We start from the raw sequence: 17,491 nt of genomic DNA on the forward strand, positions 1-17,491 counted from the left end.
TTTAACCTCATAAATTCTAATTATTAGCCCTAAATTTTTTATTATTATAAATATATATTGGTTTATATATCCCCAATTTAATACATATAAATATACATCTTTCTTTAATCGGAGAATTTAATATATTTTTCCAATTAAATACTTTTTTGAATTCATCTGATTTCTTTATATCATTTATATGTTCTAATATTTGTTTATATTTTTTTGGGTTACCTGGATGACATTCATTGGTGAAACACCATGAAATGAAATAAAAAGTATTTGATTCTAATCTTTCTTCACTCTCTCTATTTAATAAATTAAAATTTATCAATATCTTTCTTACCATATTAATCTGAGTTTGTAACGTTTCCCACAATGAAGTTATATATTTTCTTGTTGCTGACATTTCATTAAATCTGTAAAAATATAATGCTTCTTCTAATATATATACGCAATTGCAATATCCTAAGTAATTTAAATGAAATAACATATCTTCAGCAATTTTTATTATTGGAAATTCAATTCTCTCTTTCTCTATAATTTCTTTTTTGTATAAACACCTCCAAACAGCTCCCATAATTAATTCTTTACCTGTATTTTTAAAACTATTTCCTATCATAGGGAGTATTAATTTTTTAAAAATCTCTTCTTTTTTATACTCTCCCTCTTTTAATGGTTCATTTTCAATAACATTATTTCCATTAGAAAAACTTTTATAAAATCTACACATAACTAAATCATATTTGGAGTTATTTATTATTTGAAATAATTTAAAATAAATATCTTTATCTAAAAAATCATCTCCATCTACAAAAGCAATATATTCACCACTTGCTTCTTTTAACCCTGTATTCCTAGCAATACTTACCCCTTCATTTTTTTTATGAATAACTTTTACCCTATTATCTACACTTGAATATTTATCACATATTTCTCCACTGGCATCAGTTGAACCATCATTAACTAATATAATTTCTAAATTTTCATATGATTGATTTATCAAAGATTCAATACATTGCTGTAAATACCTCTCAACATTATAAACTGGAACAATAATAGTAATTTTTTCATTTTTTATACTCATATATCATCTATCCTTTTTTAATAACCTTAAAATTCTTACTGCAATTATTGGTGAAATACAAAATATATTTACTATAAAATTAGTAGTTTTATCTATACTTAAGCACTTATTGTTCTTTATTAAATTATAAACCTTTCTTTTAATATCTTTAGCTTCATCATTGTTAATAAACTCATTTCTTGAAAAATATGAGTATGTTTTTAATAAACACCTCATATAAATTCTATTAATATCTGTTTTTAGTGATGGTACTTTCTTATTTAAAAATTCAAACTCCTCACTTGTTGCTAGAAACACATCCATAGTTAATTTCATATCTGATGATCCCATAATACTACTATCTCTTCTACAATATATATAACCAATAAAATCAACATAAGTTATTTTATTAGCACTATATAATAATTTATATGTTGTAAATAAATCTTCTGCTTTCCTATTTAACGGAAATCTTATATTATTAAATATCTCCCTTTTATATAATCTTCCACAAGTAGATGTATAAAATAAATTTCCATTAAGATACATCTTCAATGCTTCTTCATTGCTAAAATTTCTATATTCATAACTTTCACATATTTCATGAAAATCCCCATCAAAGGTCTCATATTGATTACATGCTATAATATCAGATAAATTATCATTAGCATTTTTAATTAATACTTCACAAATATTAGATGTAATCCAATCATCACTATCTACAAACAATAAATAATCACCTTTAGCTATATCAATTCCAGCATTTCTAGCATCAGATAATCCTCCATTTTCCTTATGAATAACCTTGACCCTACTATCTTTTTCAGCATATTTATCACAAATTTCTCCACATTTATCTGGTGATCCATCATCAACTAATATTATCTCTAAATTTTTATAACTTTGATTAATTATGCTATCAACACATTTATTTAAATATTTTTCTACTTTATATATTGGTACTATTACACTAACTAGTGATTTCATTTTTAAGATTTCTCCTTTCAGCTAAAGCCGCTTTAATTTTCGGCCAATAAGTATAAATTATAATTATTGTCATAGGATATACCTTTAACCTATGTCTCATAGCTGTTCCAAAATTATTAGTTCCCCATGCATAAACTAAATAAGTTGATATTACAATTGATACAGATAATAATTTATATAATTTATCTTCATTGTCTTTCGCTCTATAAATAAATATAAAAGCAAAGTAAAAAGCAACTATAAAATATTGTAATATACCATCTAATAATAGTGCGATTGCTGTACCTACTGATTTCACTTGCCATGGCAATGGTGACATTGCAAACATTAAAAATCTATATGGTGTTTGTAATACTATATCAAACATATTACTTGGAGTACTTGAAACATATGTTGTATTTCCTGCAATTGTTTGTGTACTTTCTAATAAATCTTCTGAACTCTCTATTCCTTGAAATCTAGACATTAAAGCACTACCAGCTGGTGATACAAATACTATAGCTATAATCATAATTAAAGCTATTGCTGCACCCATAGTAATTTTTACTTTCTTCTCTTTGAAACTATAGAATGCTAAAAATACTGCATATACTAAAACAACACTTATTACTCCTGAATGAATCATAGCATTCATAGCAGCAACTAATATTGCAATTAAAATATCTGCCCTATTTCCTGTATTCAAATAAGATAACATTTTATAAAAAGAAATTATGAATAACATTTGCATAAATGATTCTTTTAAAAAAGTTATAGAATAAATCATTTCAATTGGAGTTATCATCCATAGTATCACTATAAAACCTGCCTTATCTTTATTTTTAGTTATTAATACTGCTGATTTATAAATATATATAGACAAAATTAAAGAATATATAAAAGATAAAAAATACGGTATATTCCAGTTATTATCCAATAATATATAAGCTATTGCATTTATTTTTGCATAAAAGTCAGTTCCATTAGAAAAAGAAAGTATTCCTAATATACCATCACTAGAGCTAATTAACTCATTAGCAAACATATGATAAACCTGAAAATCACCACTAGTCATAGGTAAATTTTTATTTGCTACATCATAAATTAAAAGCCCAAACTTTATTACAAATGCTAAACAATAAATTGTTAAATATTTTCTATTTTCAATTAATACAATATTTTTTAAGAAAAGAAATAATATTAATGATATAAGCACAATAGCTGATGATATTGGTATTGTATCTATTTCAGCTATTCCCCAATACAAAAAGTACATTATAAATAAAATAACAGAATAGGGTATTATTTTTTTTAAAGCTTCTTTAATATTCATACTATTTATTACTCACTATAATATATTTATTTAATAGGGCAGCTGAAAAATTTAATCCACAAAAATTAGTAACCAATTTAACTAGTTTAGTTTTTTTAGAGTTACTATATCTTAAAATCCATTTCAACTCTTTAATCTCATCAAAAACAATTTTTCTTTCTTGTTTATTTATAGAAAATAAGTGTGCCAAAAGAATTGAATATTCATAACTAAGTAATGATAAAAGGCTATCTATAACATCCAAATCTATTTCTTTATTCTTACATTTATATGCCCATTTTTTTATTATATATAGAAGGTCTTGTACACTTTTAAGCTTTATTCCATTAGTTATTGAACCCTCTCTTTGTTTTCTATAAATATAAAACTCGGCATAACAAACATCAAACTTCTCTGCTGCTAAAAGCAATCTGGTACTCCAATCAATATCTTCACTTAATAACCCTTTTTCAAAATATAAATTATTATTAATTATTAATTCCTTTTTTATTAATTTTGTACATGCACTTACTGGGAATTTTTCTGAAGAAGCAAGATACTCAAATACTTCTCTTTTAGATTTATTTTTAACTTTATCTTTATCTAAAGTTTCAAACTTTTCTTCTATTTGTCCAGTTTGTTCAAAATATTTTGCTGCTGTTAAAAATACAATATCTACATTATCTTCAATACATCGAGCTATTTCTTCCAAACAATTTTCCTTCCAATAATCATCACTATCTAAAAATAAAATATACTCTGAGCTACATTGTCTTATACCCATATTTCTAGCATCGGATAGTCCACCATTTTCCTTATGAATTACCTTTACTCTTGAATCTTTTTCCTTATAATAATCACATATCTCTCCACTACTATCTTTTGATCCATCGTCAACTAATATTATTTCTATATCTTTAAAACTTTGATTTAACACACTATCCACACACTGCTCTAAGTATTTCTCAACATTATAAACTGGAATAATAACTCCAATAAGAGGCATATATTTCATTCCTTTCGTAATTTATATTATCTTCTTCAAGGTTCCTATACTTTTTAACATCAAATAAGACGGAATAGCTAGCTTGTACTTATTAAAAAAATAAAAAATCCTCCAATGAATTGGAAAATATCTTAACTCTAAACTTTTATATGCACTATCTATATATTCATCCTTCAATAAATTCTTAATTCTATTAATTTTCTCAACTTCTGATATATTATTATCCTTATAACATTCAACAAGCCCAGTACCTAATACAGATGTACATATTCTATTATTAAGTGCTTTAATAAAATCATCACCTAATTTATTTTCATTTATAAAATCCTTCATATAATTAAAGTACTTCTTTCTTTTCTCAATAAAACCAGGTATATATTTAGATGTTATTGACTCTTCATTTCCTCTCCAATAATGATACATAGGCGTATTTAATAATATAGCTTTATTAATATAATTAAAAACATATATATTAAATAAAATATCTTCACCAGTTCCTATTTCATTTAAATCTATAAATTTCAAAAAGTTTTTCTTTAATATATTAGCTTTATACATCTTTCCCCATACTGTTCCTAACGCATCCACATATTCTGGATTTGATAATTCACTTCCTAAAGGCCCCACTAACTTTCTAAACAGATCATTTTTAACTTGCTCATTTTCATATATATTTATTTCTGGCAAATTAAACTTTCTTTCTCTACTATGATCTCCAAATTCCCTAATATAAGTACTTATAACCATATCTGATTTTTCATTAACCATAAATTTATACATCTTTTCAATCATATCTTTATCTATCCAATCATCGCTATCAACAAAAACTATGAATTCACCTTTAGATTCCATTATTCCAATATTTCTTGTTTCTGAAACCCCTACATTAGAATTATTTATAATTTTTATTCTATTATCAGTACTCTCATATTTTTTCAAAATCTCTAGACTTCTATCAGTAGAACCATCATTAATTGCTAATATCTCAATATCATAGAAACTTTGGTTAATTAAACTATCTAAACATCTCTCTAAATATTTTTCTACATTATATACTGGCACAATAATACTAACCTTACACATAAGAATCCCCCTTATCTACTTGAAAGATAAGAAGAAATTCCTTTTTCACAGTTAATTTCTCCACTTATATTTCTGTAAATTTTAGCCAAATCCTTATTGACATTAATAATATCATATTTATTAACTTCTTCAGGCACATTAAAACTTTTATCATGTGAATTATAATATTTTTCGATTTCATCTGCTGTTGATTTATAATCTCCAACATTAACTAGTGATCCTATAGCTTCGTTAGAAATTAAATCTCTACACCCTCTGATATTAGTAGCTATTATTTTTCTACCACAAGCCATAAATTCCATTAAACTTCTAGGTAGTCCTTCTCTATAAGACATCATAATTCCAATATCTGATATATTTATTAATTTATTTACATCTTCTCTATACCCTAACATAATTATGTTATTATGTAAATATTTTGAATGTATAAGTTTATCTAACTCCTTTTTCATACTACCTTCACCAATACAAATAATTTTAATATTTTCATATTTTTTTTTTAAAATTTCCATAGCATAAATTAATTGCTTATGATTCTTATTTTTATTTAGTTCTGCAATCATTAAAATTACAAAATCATTTTTATTAATTCCTAACTCATTTTTTTTTTCTAAAATTTCTTCTTCACTAAGTTTTTTATAGATACTTAAATCTAATCCAACTCCATTAATAAGATAACAATTTTTAGGTTTAAGCTTATTTTTGGTAATTTCATAATCCTCTTCATTAATATTAATAATTACATCAGTAAGTTTTGCCATCACCTTTTCAATAGGATAATACACTAACCATCCTAATTTTGAACCACCTTCTAAAAAATGATACCCATGCGCTGTATAAATTATTTTTACTTTTGGAAAGATTATTTTAAGAAGTCTTACATATAAAGCTGCCACTGGTGTGTGAACATGTATAATATCATATTTTTTTAATCTTTGAAGTCTTATAATTTCATTAAAAGCTTTTATATTTCCAATACCTAATGGCCTTCTACTAAAAGGTATATTATAGGAATTAACTCCTAAATTTATTAACTCTTCATCTAATGGTTTATTAATATTAAATGCACAATCTACAATATTATCATCATTAATAAGCATTTTTATATGAGGTACTAAAAAGGCATTAACTGTACTGCTAACTGTAGTTACATATAAAATTTTCTTCATTTTCATTTACCCCTCTACTTTTAATTAAATTATTATCGATATATTGAATAATACTTTTAATATCTTTAACCTTAAATTTAGCTTGAAAAGACTCATCAACATTTATGTTAGTATAAATTCTATTTTCCCTTTCTACTTTAAAAGTTAATATTCCTAACTCATTTGCTCCCTTAAAATCTTTCTCTTCATTATCTCCTATATAAATCATTTCACTAAATAAAATATTTAATTCTGAAGCCATTATTTCATAAGATTTTTTATTTGGTTTCCAAAACTCTCTACCTAATTCATCTGTAATAATTATCTTGTCAAATATATCGTTACATTTTAAAGCCTGTATCTTTTTTCTTTGACTTTCTTTGTAGCCATCTGTAATTATGCCTATTTTTACATTAATATCCTTTAAATAATTAATAGTATCAATTACATCATCAAAAAATTTAATTTTAGGATCATGATTTCTATAAATTTCTATTAAATACAATATATAATCATGTGAATAATTTATATTAAAGAACTGTAAAACTCTATTAAATACATTTTTTGATGAATGACTAAATAAATCATTTGTTTTTTTTACTACATCTTTATAATCTAAATTATATTTATTGGATATTTCTTTACTCACAGATTCAAATCCACTTTTTATATATTCGCTTTCAGAAATTAAAGTATCATCTAAATCAAATATTACTGCTTTAATCATTTAAATTAATTCTCCATCATTATTTAAAAAAATAGAATCATCAAATCTTAATGCCAATATATTTTCATTAAAATCTTCATTATAAGTTAATTTCTCATTTAAAAGTAATCTATATAAATTTAATGGTGAGTTAGCACCAGCTTTAATACTCATAGGAGCTCCTCCACCAAATCTTGGATTTATCTCTATAAATTTTATTCCATCCTTTATTTTCATACATTGAAATGTAATATGCCCTATAGGCTTTAATACCTCTATAACTTTTTTTACTTCATTAATTAATTCTCTATCCTTAACAATTTTCCCCTTAGATATTTCCCCCGCTCTTGTTGCAATTCGCTCTCTTGGTACTATTGTTATTGGATTTCCATCAAAATCAATAAATGCATCTATTGTATATTCTGTACCCTCTATAAATTCTTGAATAATTGGATTATCAATATAATCTTTAAAAAATAATAATTGCTTTTCATTATTAACTTTAAATGCATTTATACTAGAACTTCCATCAATTGGCTTTATAAATAAGGGAAATTTATAATTTCTATTTTCAATATCACTATTTTTAATTTCCTTTGGTATTCCAAATCCATTTTCTTCAAAAAACTTATTTGTATTCTTTTTATTTATACATATGTCTATTACTTTTTTATCACTAATTAAAATTTTTGCATTTGTTTCCTTTTCAATTAATTTTTTATTTTCGCTTAAAATTTTTAACTCTGTATCTATAGTTGGTATTACCAACATAATATTTTCTTTATTACATATATTAATAACCGCCTCTATATATCCATCATCACCGATTTTGGGTATTGTATAGTTTTTATCCCCAAAGTATGTTGCAGGAGCAGTTTTCGATATATCTGCAGTTACAATATTACTTTCTATCCTTTTGATTTTTGCTGCCTCTTTAAAGCATTTTACTAACTCTACTCTTCTCCCAGCACTTAGTATCAATATATTAATAACCATATTTTCCCCTTATACTTTCTTTATTTTTTTAACTTCTTAGCTATTCTTCTCTTATGCCTACTCCATTTATCTTCTTCAGCATAATACTCATAATAGCTATTATTTGTTTTTGTTTCTGAATCATTTAATATACTTCCAATAATATTTGAATTTACTTTTATAAGCTCATCATAAGCCTGCCTTATTATTTTTTCCTTTGTCTTTCTTGCTCTAACAACTATAATCGTTGCATCTGATTTCGCAGCTAAAAGTAAGGGATCTGTAACTGGAATTACTGGTGGAGTATCCATAACTATATAATCAAAACTTAAAGATAACTCTTTTATTAAATCCTCCATAGAATTTGAGCCTACTATTTCTGATGGATTTGGTGGAATAGTTCCTGCAGTAATCATAAAAAGATACTCATCTATCTTTTTTATTACATCTTTTAAACTACATTTATCAACCAAAATATCAGTAAGCCCTAAATCATTTACTACTCTAAATTTTTTATGAATAGATGGCTTTCTTAAATCGCAATCTATAAGTAAAACTCTCGCTCCACTTTGACTTAAGGTAATTGCTAAGTTCCCTGAAATAGTAGACTTTCCCTCTCCTGGAATAGAACTTGTTACTACTATTGTTTTTATAGGTTTATCTACTGATGAAAACTTTATACTAGTTCTTAAACTTCTATACGCCTCTGCTGATATTGACTTTGGCATTTTGCTTGTTATGAACATCATTATTCTCCTTTCTAAACTCCTTTTCATGAGTTGGTATATTACCTATAACAGGCACTGGCAATACTTCTGCCAATCTTCTTTTAGAATTTACTCTATCATCTAAAAAATCTATCACTAAAATAATCATTGCTGATATTATTACTCCTGCAACAAACCCTGTTAATTGTATCTTTTTCTTATTTGCGTATATTGTTGATGATTTTGCTTTACTTATTATAGTTGGTTGTGATTCCGGTGCTATTTGCTTAATTTTATTTACTAATTCATCACTTACAGCATTTAGAATGTCTTCTATTTTATCATCACTTCCGCTAGAATATGATATCTTTACCATCGGAGTGTTTGAAGATGATGAAAATGATATACCATATGCTACTTCCGTAGAAGTTTTATTTATTCTATTTTTCCTTAAAATATTATCAAAAAAACCATCTACTTTTGATAACTCATTAAAAATTGACACTAATTGTGAATAATAATCCACTTCCTCTTTAGAATAGTACTCTACTAACTCACTACCTTTTCCAATAAAAACCGTAGCATTTGCAACATAAGTTGGTTTTAGCTTTGAAGCTTTATATATGCCAACTGTAGTAGTAAATAATGTAACAATAATTATTATCCAAAACTTTTTTTTAAAAGTATATAATAAATCTTCAATATTTATAAATTTATCTATCATCTTCATCCTCCCGTTATCTTTTTCTATCTATATAGCAATCCCCACTTCTTATATAGCCCTCGATTTACTACTATTACTTAAATAACTAATTGCTTCCATTAAAATATTCCATTGTAACACTTTCACTTTGATTAATCCCTTCCCTTTTTAGTACCTTCCAAAAAGTTAAAAAGAAAATCTTAATATCTAACCAAAGAGACCAATTATCTACATACCAAACATCAAGCTTAAACTTTTCACTCCAAGTAATAGAATTCCTTCCATTTATCTGTGCCCATCCAGTAAGCCCTGGAAGAACTTCATGTCTTCTTATTTGTTCATCATTATAAAGTCCCAAATATTGAACTAATAATGCTCTTGGTCCAACTAAGCTCATATCCCCCTTTAAAATATTGATAAGTTCAGGTAATTCATCTAAGCTAAAACTTCTTAAGAAACTTCCAAACTTAGTTACCCTTTCATTATCACTTAATAAATTTCCATTCTTATCAGTAGAATTTTTCATTGTTCTAAACTTTATCATTTTAAATATTTTATTCTCTTTTCCAACCCTCTCTTGCAAGAAAAAGGCCGGGCCCCCTAGGTTTATTCTTACTGATAAGTAAATTAATAACATTAATGGCAATAAAAAAATTAAAGCTATTAATGATATTGTAATATCGAGAAGCCTTTTTACAAACATAATCTATACCCTTCTTTAATATTAATTAATTTTATATTCATTTAAATAATTCTTTTATAATTTTAATAACCCTATTTATTTCTTCTTGTGTCATTTTTGTATCTGAAGGTAGACAAATTCCCCTATTAAATATATCTTCAGAAACACTATTTTCATTATCATTAAAACTACTGAAGAAATCATATTTTTCATAATAAGGTTGTATATGCATTGGCTTCCATATGTGTCTTGATTCTATATTATGTTCCTCAAGATTTAAAATTATATCTAGTGGCTTAACATTTGATTTTGAATCTATAGTTGCAACACTTAACCAATAATTTGGATTCCCATAATCACATATATGTTGCATTTCAATTTCCTTAATATCTTTAAATCCTTCTTTATAAATTTCATAAATATTTTTCTTTTGAGCTATTCTTTCATTCAAAACTCTTATTTGGCCTCTTCCTATCCCTGCAACAATATTACTCATTCTATAATTATATCCAAGCTCTGTATGATGATAATATCTTCTATTATCTCTAGCTTGTGTTGCCCAAAATCTTGCCTTTTTTATATCTTCATCATTGTTAGAAACAAGCATTCCACCACCTGAAGTAGTTATTATCTTATTTCCATTAAATGAATAAATACCATACTTACCAATTGTTCCTGTTTGTTTTCCCTTGTAAGTTGCACCAAGCGATTCTGCTGCATCTTCTATTATTGGAACATTGTACTTATTGCAAATTTCAAGTATTTCATCCATATTAGCAGCTTGTCCATAAAGGTGAACTACTATAACTGCTTTTGGCATGATTCCTTTTTCTTCATAAACTTCAAATGCCTTTTTTAATGCCTTTGGTGACATATTTAAACTTTCATATTCCGAATCTATAAATACGGGAGTTGCTTTTTCATAAATTATTGGATTGCAAGTTGCTGCAAATGTTAAATCTGAACAAAATACCACATCTCCTTCTTTTATTCCTAATAACTTAATTGCTAAATGTATTGCTGAAGTTCCAGAAATTAATGCAGCTGCATTGTCTATTCCAACATATTGTGCAACTTCTTTTTCAAAGCTATTAACATTAGGGCCAAGTGGAGCAATCCAATTTGTATCAAATGCTTCTTTAATAAATTCCTTTTCTAAGTTACCCATATGTGGAGATGATAAGAATATTCTTTTATTTTCATTAACTTCTTTTGATTTTCTTTCTTTTATTGCTTCCATTACTCTTCCCCTCCTGATGTAATTGCAGCTTCTTGTAATATCCTTTTATTGTTATAAAACTCTGGTGAATTATAAGTTGGTACTATTTCCTTTAATTTATCTTTTAGCATATTTTCATTTCCTAATTTTGTAGCAAAAATTAAATCATCTATTTGATTTTTTAGATTACTTAATGAAATACTTTCTGGCTTATCAATAAATATTTTATTATGCTGAGTTTTTCTTAAATCTTCATTCATTAATAATTCTTCATATAATTTTTCTCCTGGCCTTAAACCTGTTATTTGAATTTTTATCTCTTCATTAGGCTTATATCCAGAAAGTTTTATTAAATTTTCTGCTAAATCATAAATTTTAACTGGTTTGCCCATATCTAAAACAAATACTTCTCCACCTTTTGCATATGCCCCTGCTTGAAGTACTAATTGAGCAGCTTCTGGAATTAACATAAAATATCTTGTTATATTCTTGTGAGTTAAGGTTAACGGTCCACCTTTTTTAATTTGTTTCTTAAATAATGGAATTACTGAACCATTACTTCCAAGTACATTACCAAATCTAACTGCAACAAATTCTGTTTTATTTCCTCTTTCATTATTAGCTGCTTGTACTATCATTTCACAAAGCCTTTTTGTTGCTCCCATTATATTAGTAGGATTAACTGCTTTATCAGTAGAAATTAAAACAAACTTTTCTACCTTATATTGAATTGCCAATTCAACCATATTTAATGTTCCTAGAACATTGTTTTTAATTGCCTCACCAGGGTTATCTTCCATTAATGGTACATGCTTATGTGCTGCTGCATGAAATATTATTGATGGCTTATATGCACTTATTACTTGATTTAATCTAAATTTATCTCTAACTGATGCAATTATTACTTTTTTATTTAAATTAGGTTCATTAAAAGATAATTCATTTTGTATATCATAGGCATTATTTTCATAAATATCTAATATTAAAAGAAGTTTTGGATTATACTTTGCAATTTGTCTACATAATTCAGATCCAATTGAACCTCCTCCTCCAGTTACTAAAACAACCTTATCCTTTATATATTCCTCAATTCCAACCTTATCTAATTTAACCTCTTCTCTTCCTATTAAATCTTTTAAGTCTACATATCTCATTTTATTAAAAGAAATACCTTCTTCTAATAATTGATAGTACCCTGGAATAACCTTAATCTTAGCTTTTGTATTACTACATATATCAAGTATTTTTGCCCTTTCTTCTCCATTTATCTTTGCAATTGCAAAAAATATTTCATCTATATTTTCTTTTTCTACTATTTCAGCAATATCATTTCTATCACCAAGAATTTTTACACCATTTAAATAATTTCCTATTTTTGATTTATTATCATCTATAATTCCTACAATATTATATTCATCACTTTTTTCTTTTCTTATTTCAGTCATTATTGTAGATGCACAATCGCCTGCACCAATTATTAAAACATTGTATTTACCATTGATTTTTTCAGATGTTGTGTAAATAATTGCTCTTGTTAATACTTTTAATGACATTCTAAAACTTGTAATTAAAGCTATTATTACTATTCCAGATATAATATTTAATGATACTGGTATTGAATTTGGAATAATTAACATTGCTACTGTAGTTATGATACATGCAATACTTGTTGAAGTAATTGCTTGTTTAAATTCATAAATACCTGCATTTATCCATATACAACTATACATCTTAAAACTTAATAATATTGCTATATATATTACTGCTACTAAAGGAAGCTTTATAAATATACTTCTTATTAACTGTGATGATGAATATTGAAATAACATTATTAAGTAATAAGATAAAAATATAATTGTTAAATCTCCAAGTAACAATATTGATTTTTTGCTTTTTTTACTTAAATTTAAAATAGCTTCGCCTCTCAACCCTCTTTTACTCCCTTCTTTATATTTTTTTACTCTTATATTTATCAATATTAAACATAACTTTAATATCTTTTTATTAAATTATTATACATTTTACAATCTTTTACAGTAAATAATATATTAGTATTATCTCATATTACTTATTTTTCATTACTTATCTTTATACTACTAACTAATACTAATTAATTATTTATCCCTTACTACATTTTTATTATGTTTATATATTAAAATTCATTTTTTATTTAATACTGAATATTAAAATTTTAAATTTAATATAATTTTAAATTTTGTATTAATAAAAGTATTATTTTGAAAATTTAACTATTTAATATAATTTTAATTAAAAACATCAAAATCATTTTAGAACTTTATGTAAACAAATCTATACTTTTCCATTTTTTTATTATATAATTTTAATATTAGTTATTTTAATTTGGAAAAGGGTGGTAATGTGAATATTTCTATTTTGTGCAGATATCCTGTAATTCACGAAGGTATTAAATCATTATTAAAAGATAATTTCGAAAATATTTCTTATTTTTCTTCTATGGATAATTGTATTAAGTCTTTAAATTCTACTGATGATAAAAGTATAAATAATACTAAAGATACACTTTTAATAATTACATTATTTAAAGAAGATTTAGAAATAATAGATAATATTTTATCTATTAAAGATAACTATTCTAACTTAAAATTATTAGTTATAGATTTTAATGAAAGTAAAAATATGTTTTTTAAAACTTCAAAATTAAAAGTTGATGGTTATATACTTGGAACATTTGCTCAAGAAGATATTAATTATGCTTTACATAAAATTTCTACAGGTGCAAAATTTTATGATCGTGAATTATTATATAGACTTGTTGAGGATGAATCTGCTGTTACAATTACTAGTAAAAATCATTTGAGGACATCTCTTACTAGAAGAGAATTAGAAATACTTTCTCAATTATCTAATGGGTTAAGTAATTTTGAAATAGCTAAAAATCTTAACATAAGCGAAAATACTGTTAAAAAGCATATTAGCAATATATTTATTAAAATTAATGTTAAAGATAGAACTCAAGCTATTATTTATGCTTATGAATCTGGCTTAATTATCAAGCCATTGTTTTTATAAATTAGCGTTTGCATATTTTTAAATACAATAAGTAATGATAAACTCTTTATTTAAGATTTATCATTACTTATTTTTATTTTTAATATAACAAAAGACTTCGGAACTATTATTCATGTTAAAAGCTAGACCTTTATCCCCTATGACTTGTTTTCAAGTGTATCATACATAATTTTGTTATCTCCTGATAAATTTCTTTATCATTCTAATGCAGTATGTGTAAATGAAAATATCCGAAATTATGCTTAATATTATTTTGCAATAATATTAAAATACGTCTTGAACCATCATGTTCTTTTATAAAGCTTTTCTTTCTAACATTTCTTTTACTTAAGATAAATCGATATTTTCTCAATATTAAAATAATAAAGATACGCTATACCACTCTTAAGCTAATAGCCCAAAATCTTTTAAAGAGATAACACTATATAAATTTTTAAAACAGTAGCGAGGCATAACAAACATATTATGATTAGCTTCTATTTAATTATTTATAACTATCTTCACTATAAATAATTTTTAAAATTTATTACTTGTTACCTCTTATTAATGTTTTATCCTTTTTTAATTTAATTTATTCATATTTTTATAAAATTTTATAAATATTATTTTTTTGAATATATATTTTGCTTTTGGTCAATAATTTCTAAAGACTATTTAGGCCTAAAAGTTAAATTTTTTATTTAAAGGAGATGTGTAATGAAAACAATAATTAACTTTTTTAAAATCAAATCAAATTTAAAAAACAAAAAGAAGGGATTTACATTAATTGAGCTTGTAGCTGTCATGGCTATTATTGCAATACTTTCAGCCGCATTTATTCCTAGATTTGGTAACTATATTACTCAAGCTAAAAAGGTAAGCATTTTAAATGAAGCAAAATCAATTGTTACTGCATATGAATCAGTAAAATATAAATCTACTACTAAAAATGAAAATGAAACTATAGGTTCTGATCTTCAAGGGGATAATTTACCTATTGAAAAAGATAGCTTAAAGAAACTAGGAAATGCAACAGTTGCTCAATGTAAATTACTTCTTGATACTGAAAATCATGATTTTACATTAAATGATAACACTATTACTATTTCTAATACAGATAGTTCTAAAGGAACAATAACTATAGAATAACACTTCTTATGATATTAAACTGTATTACTTAAAATAACTTATATAGCAATTATTTATACAAAATTTCACAATTAAATTAACATAATATTAAAATTAATTTATATAATAAATTTTATAATAAAAAGCTGTGTAAGGCTTCTGTAACATATCTATATTACAAGCCTTTACACAGCTCACTTTAAAAAATTTCAATAAATTATCTTATAAACTAAAAAATTCAGTAAATGCTTTAATAGTATAATAATTATCCTTAACACTTGCTAATTCCCTTATTGAATGCATTCCAATAACTGGTGCCCCCATATCAATAACTGGAATAGTTAAATTTGCAGCTGTTACAGGTCCTATTGTAGTTCCTCCCCTAACATCTGATCTATTAACAAATTTTTGGAATGGAACACCTGCAGAATCACAAATTCCAGCAAATACAGCTCCATTAAAGCTATCTGTACTATAGCTTCCAGATGCAGCAATTTTTAATACTGGACCTCCTTCAAGAACTGGCCTATTTGTAGGATCATGCTTATCTCCTAAATTAGGATGAACAGCATGTGCTAAATCAGCAGATATCATTATAGACTTAGATAAAGCCCTATAATATCCTTCTCTATCCTTTCCTAATCCAATAGTAATTCTTTCTAAGATATTATTTAATAATGTAGAATTAGCCCCTTCTGCTGTTAAGCTTCCTATTTCCTCATTATCAATGCAAATCATAACCTTAGTTGCCTTATTTTCCTTACTATTTACCAATGCTTTAACACCAGCAAATACCATCCATAAATCATCAAATCTTCCTGAAGAAATAAGTTCTTCATTCATTCCTATTAATGACCCTTTTTCATATTCATATAATCCTAATTCAAAATTTAATATATCTTCTTTATTAACCTTAAGTTCTTGAGCAAGAATGTTCATTAAATAATCTTCTTTTTCAAGTTTATCATTTATAAGTCCTAATAAAGGTAAAGTATCAACTTGTCTATTTATTTTATATCCTTCATTTACTTCTCTATTCATATGAATAGCTAAGCTTGGAATTATTAATAATGGCTTGTTAATATTTATTAATCTTATTTCTGGCTTTATTGGAGATTTACTCTTTAATGCAACTTTACCAGCAATACTTAAAGGTCTGTCATACCATGTATGTAGTATTGGTCCACCATAAACTTCAGTATTTAATTTAACATATCTTCCTTCTGTAATCATTTGAGGATTTGGCTTTATTCTAAATCCTGGTACATCTGTATGTGCTCCAATAAGTCTAAAACCAACTTGCTCTATATCTTCACTACCTATTTCAAAAGCAATTAATGCTGAGTCGTTTTTTATAACATAATATTTACCCTTTGATTTTAAATCCCATTTATCTTCTTCTTTTATTTCAATAAACCCATTTTCATTTAATATCCTTTGAGTAGCTTTTACTCCATGACATGCACTTGGACTATCATATAAAAAGTCTATTAATTCTATTGCTAGATTTCTTTCCATAGTTATTTACTCCTTTACTTAATGTATATATTTACTATACTTCATTTGTTATTTTTTCTCAACTCATTTGAACTTATAACCTTTTAATATATATTTCTTTAGGTCTTATTATTCTGTTATATCAAAATGTTGTTAACAACATTTTGATATAACAGAACCTCAATATAAAATTTTAAGTAATAATAAAAATAGACAAATCAGTAACTTCATTTATAAACTTATCTAATCATAAATTCCAACAACATTTTCCTATAACAAAATCC

16 protein-coding genes are annotated in these 17,491 nt (G+C 25.2%); 2 read left to right on the forward strand and 14 right to left on the reverse strand.

Translation table 11 applies throughout. The features are described from left to right. Window positions 1-16 precede the first annotated feature (16 nt). The 13 genes from ACUN06_RS12275 to ACUN06_RS12335 form a co-directional block, all read right to left on the reverse strand. Window positions 17-1,066, reverse strand: a complete 1,050-nt coding sequence (locus ACUN06_RS12275; RefSeq protein ID WP_449389896.1) for a glycosyltransferase family 2 protein — start codon at window positions 1,064-1,066, stop codon at window positions 17-19. Window positions 1,067-1,069: 3 nt separating this feature from the next. Continuing rightward, the gene (locus ACUN06_RS12280; RefSeq protein ID WP_148322719.1) at window positions 1,070-2,032 is read right to left on the reverse strand and encodes a glycosyltransferase; all 963 of its coding nucleotides are present in this window, start codon (window positions 2,030-2,032) and stop codon (window positions 1,070-1,072) included. Further along, window positions 2,016-3,344 carry a hypothetical protein gene (locus ACUN06_RS12285; RefSeq protein ID WP_449389897.1) on the reverse strand — a complete coding sequence of 443 codons (1,329 nt, stop codon included), beginning with the start codon at window positions 3,342-3,344 and terminating at the stop codon, window positions 2,016-2,018. Before ACUN06_RS12285 ends, ACUN06_RS12280 begins: the two co-directional genes overlap by 17 nt. Window position 3,345: 1 nt before the next feature. Next, a complete protein-coding gene (locus ACUN06_RS12290; RefSeq protein ID WP_294126131.1) occupies window positions 3,346-4,329 on the reverse strand; it encodes a glycosyltransferase family 2 protein in 984 nt (327 codons plus the stop codon). A gap of 21 nt (window positions 4,330-4,350) precedes the next feature. After that, window positions 4,351-5,412 (reverse strand): glycosyltransferase family 2 protein, encoded by a 1,062-nt coding sequence (locus tag ACUN06_RS12295; protein ID WP_449389898.1) that lies wholly within the window; start codon window positions 5,410-5,412, stop codon window positions 4,351-4,353. Window positions 5,413-5,423: 11 nt separating this feature from the next. Then, window positions 5,424-6,581, reverse strand: coding sequence for a glycosyltransferase family 4 protein (locus ACUN06_RS12300; RefSeq protein ID WP_302739792.1), 1,158 nt, complete (start codon window positions 6,579-6,581; stop codon window positions 5,424-5,426). After that, window positions 6,550-7,287, reverse strand: coding sequence for an HAD family hydrolase (locus tag ACUN06_RS12305; protein WP_294126134.1), 738 nt, complete (start codon window positions 7,285-7,287; stop codon window positions 6,550-6,552). The genes ACUN06_RS12300 and ACUN06_RS12305 overlap by 32 nt, the downstream gene beginning before the upstream one ends. After that, complete coding sequence (locus ACUN06_RS12310) at window positions 7,288-8,262, reverse strand: ATP-grasp domain-containing protein (RefSeq protein WP_294163067.1); 975 nt, start codon at window positions 8,260-8,262, stop codon at window positions 7,288-7,290. It abuts the gene before it with no gap. Between the two features lie 20 nt (window positions 8,263-8,282). Next, on the reverse strand, window positions 8,283-8,987 hold the full coding sequence (locus ACUN06_RS12315; protein WP_294163068.1) for a CpsD/CapB family tyrosine-protein kinase: 705 nt from the start codon (window positions 8,985-8,987) through the stop codon (window positions 8,283-8,285). Continuing rightward, the gene (locus ACUN06_RS12320; RefSeq protein ID WP_294126137.1) at window positions 8,938-9,672 is read right to left on the reverse strand and encodes a YveK family protein; all 735 of its coding nucleotides are present in this window, start codon (window positions 9,670-9,672) and stop codon (window positions 8,938-8,940) included. Before ACUN06_RS12320 ends, ACUN06_RS12315 begins: the two co-directional genes overlap by 50 nt. Window positions 9,673-9,757: 85 nt before the next feature. Next, window positions 9,758-10,354: a sugar transferase gene (locus tag ACUN06_RS12325; protein ID WP_449389899.1), complete on the reverse strand. Its 597-nt coding sequence runs from the start codon at window positions 10,352-10,354 to the stop codon at window positions 9,758-9,760. A gap of 37 nt (window positions 10,355-10,391) precedes the next feature. After that, complete coding sequence (locus ACUN06_RS12330; RefSeq protein WP_291735337.1) at window positions 10,392-11,573, reverse strand: DegT/DnrJ/EryC1/StrS family aminotransferase; 1,182 nt, start codon at window positions 11,571-11,573, stop codon at window positions 10,392-10,394. Then, window positions 11,573-13,480 carry a polysaccharide biosynthesis protein gene (locus ACUN06_RS12335; protein WP_449389900.1) on the reverse strand — a complete coding sequence of 636 codons (1,908 nt, stop codon included), beginning with the start codon at window positions 13,478-13,480 and terminating at the stop codon, window positions 11,573-11,575. Before ACUN06_RS12335 ends, ACUN06_RS12330 begins: the two co-directional genes overlap by 1 nt. A gap of 451 nt (window positions 13,481-13,931) precedes the next feature. Here ACUN06_RS12335 and ACUN06_RS12340 point away from each other — a divergent pair, with 451 nt between their 5' ends. Together ACUN06_RS12340 and ACUN06_RS12345 are read left to right on the forward strand one after the other, a co-directional pair. Beyond that, on the forward strand, window positions 13,932-14,603 hold the full coding sequence (locus ACUN06_RS12340; protein ID WP_302739783.1) for a response regulator transcription factor: 672 nt from the start codon (window positions 13,932-13,934) through the stop codon (window positions 14,601-14,603). A 696-nt stretch (window positions 14,604-15,299) separates the two neighbouring features. After that, window positions 15,300-15,731 (forward strand): type II secretion system protein, encoded by a 432-nt coding sequence (locus ACUN06_RS12345; RefSeq protein ID WP_294163078.1) that lies wholly within the window; start codon window positions 15,300-15,302, stop codon window positions 15,729-15,731. Window positions 15,732-15,932: 201 nt separating this feature from the next. Here ACUN06_RS12345 and ACUN06_RS12350 read toward each other — a convergent pair whose 3' ends face one another. Continuing rightward, window positions 15,933-17,228, reverse strand: coding sequence for a M18 family aminopeptidase (locus ACUN06_RS12350; protein ID WP_449389901.1), 1,296 nt, complete (start codon window positions 17,226-17,228; stop codon window positions 15,933-15,935). Window positions 17,229-17,491: the final 263 nt, after the last annotated feature.

The sequence above is a fragment of the Clostridium sp. ETTB3 genome, from assembly GCF_053571985.1.

Excerpts from the sequence above, each read along its gene's own strand:
- ACUN06_RS12345 (WP_294163078.1), top strand. The coding sequence starts at position 15,300 with ATGAAAACAATAATTAACTTTTTTAAAATCAAATCAAATTTAAAAAAC.
- ACUN06_RS12280 (WP_148322719.1), bottom strand. The coding sequence starts at position 2,032 with ATGAAATCACTAGTTAGTGTAATAGTACCAATATATAAAGTAGAAAAA.
- ACUN06_RS12315 (WP_294163068.1), bottom strand. The coding sequence starts at position 8,987 with ATGTTCATAACAAGCAAAATGCCAAAGTCAATATCAGCAGAGGCGTAT.
- ACUN06_RS12300 (WP_302739792.1), bottom strand. The coding sequence starts at position 6,581 with ATGAAGAAAATTTTATATGTAACTACAGTTAGCAGTACAGTTAATGCC.
- ACUN06_RS12330 (WP_291735337.1), bottom strand. The coding sequence starts at position 11,573 with ATGGAAGCAATAAAAGAAAGAAAATCAAAAGAAGTTAATGAAAATAAA.
- ACUN06_RS12275 (WP_449389896.1), bottom strand. The coding sequence starts at position 1,066 with ATGAGTATAAAAAATGAAAAAATTACTATTATTGTTCCAGTTTATAAT.
- ACUN06_RS12310 (WP_294163067.1), bottom strand. The coding sequence starts at position 8,262 with ATGGTTATTAATATATTGATACTAAGTGCTGGGAGAAGAGTAGAGTTA.
- ACUN06_RS12285 (WP_449389897.1), bottom strand. The coding sequence starts at position 3,344 with ATGAATATTAAAGAAGCTTTAAAAAAAATAATACCCTATTCTGTTATT.
- ACUN06_RS12305 (WP_294126134.1), bottom strand. The coding sequence starts at position 7,287 with ATGATTAAAGCAGTAATATTTGATTTAGATGATACTTTAATTTCTGAA.
- ACUN06_RS12325 (WP_449389899.1), bottom strand. The coding sequence starts at position 10,354 with ATGTTTGTAAAAAGGCTTCTCGATATTACAATATCATTAATAGCTTTA.
- ACUN06_RS12320 (WP_294126137.1), bottom strand. The coding sequence starts at position 9,672 with ATGATAGATAAATTTATAAATATTGAAGATTTATTATATACTTTTAAA.
- ACUN06_RS12350 (WP_449389901.1), bottom strand. The coding sequence starts at position 17,228 with ATGGAAAGAAATCTAGCAATAGAATTAATAGACTTTTTATATGATAGT.
- ACUN06_RS12295 (WP_449389898.1), bottom strand. The coding sequence starts at position 5,412 with ATGTGTAAGGTTAGTATTATTGTGCCAGTATATAATGTAGAAAAATAT.
- ACUN06_RS12290 (WP_294126131.1), bottom strand. The coding sequence starts at position 4,329 with ATGCCTCTTATTGGAGTTATTATTCCAGTTTATAATGTTGAGAAATAC.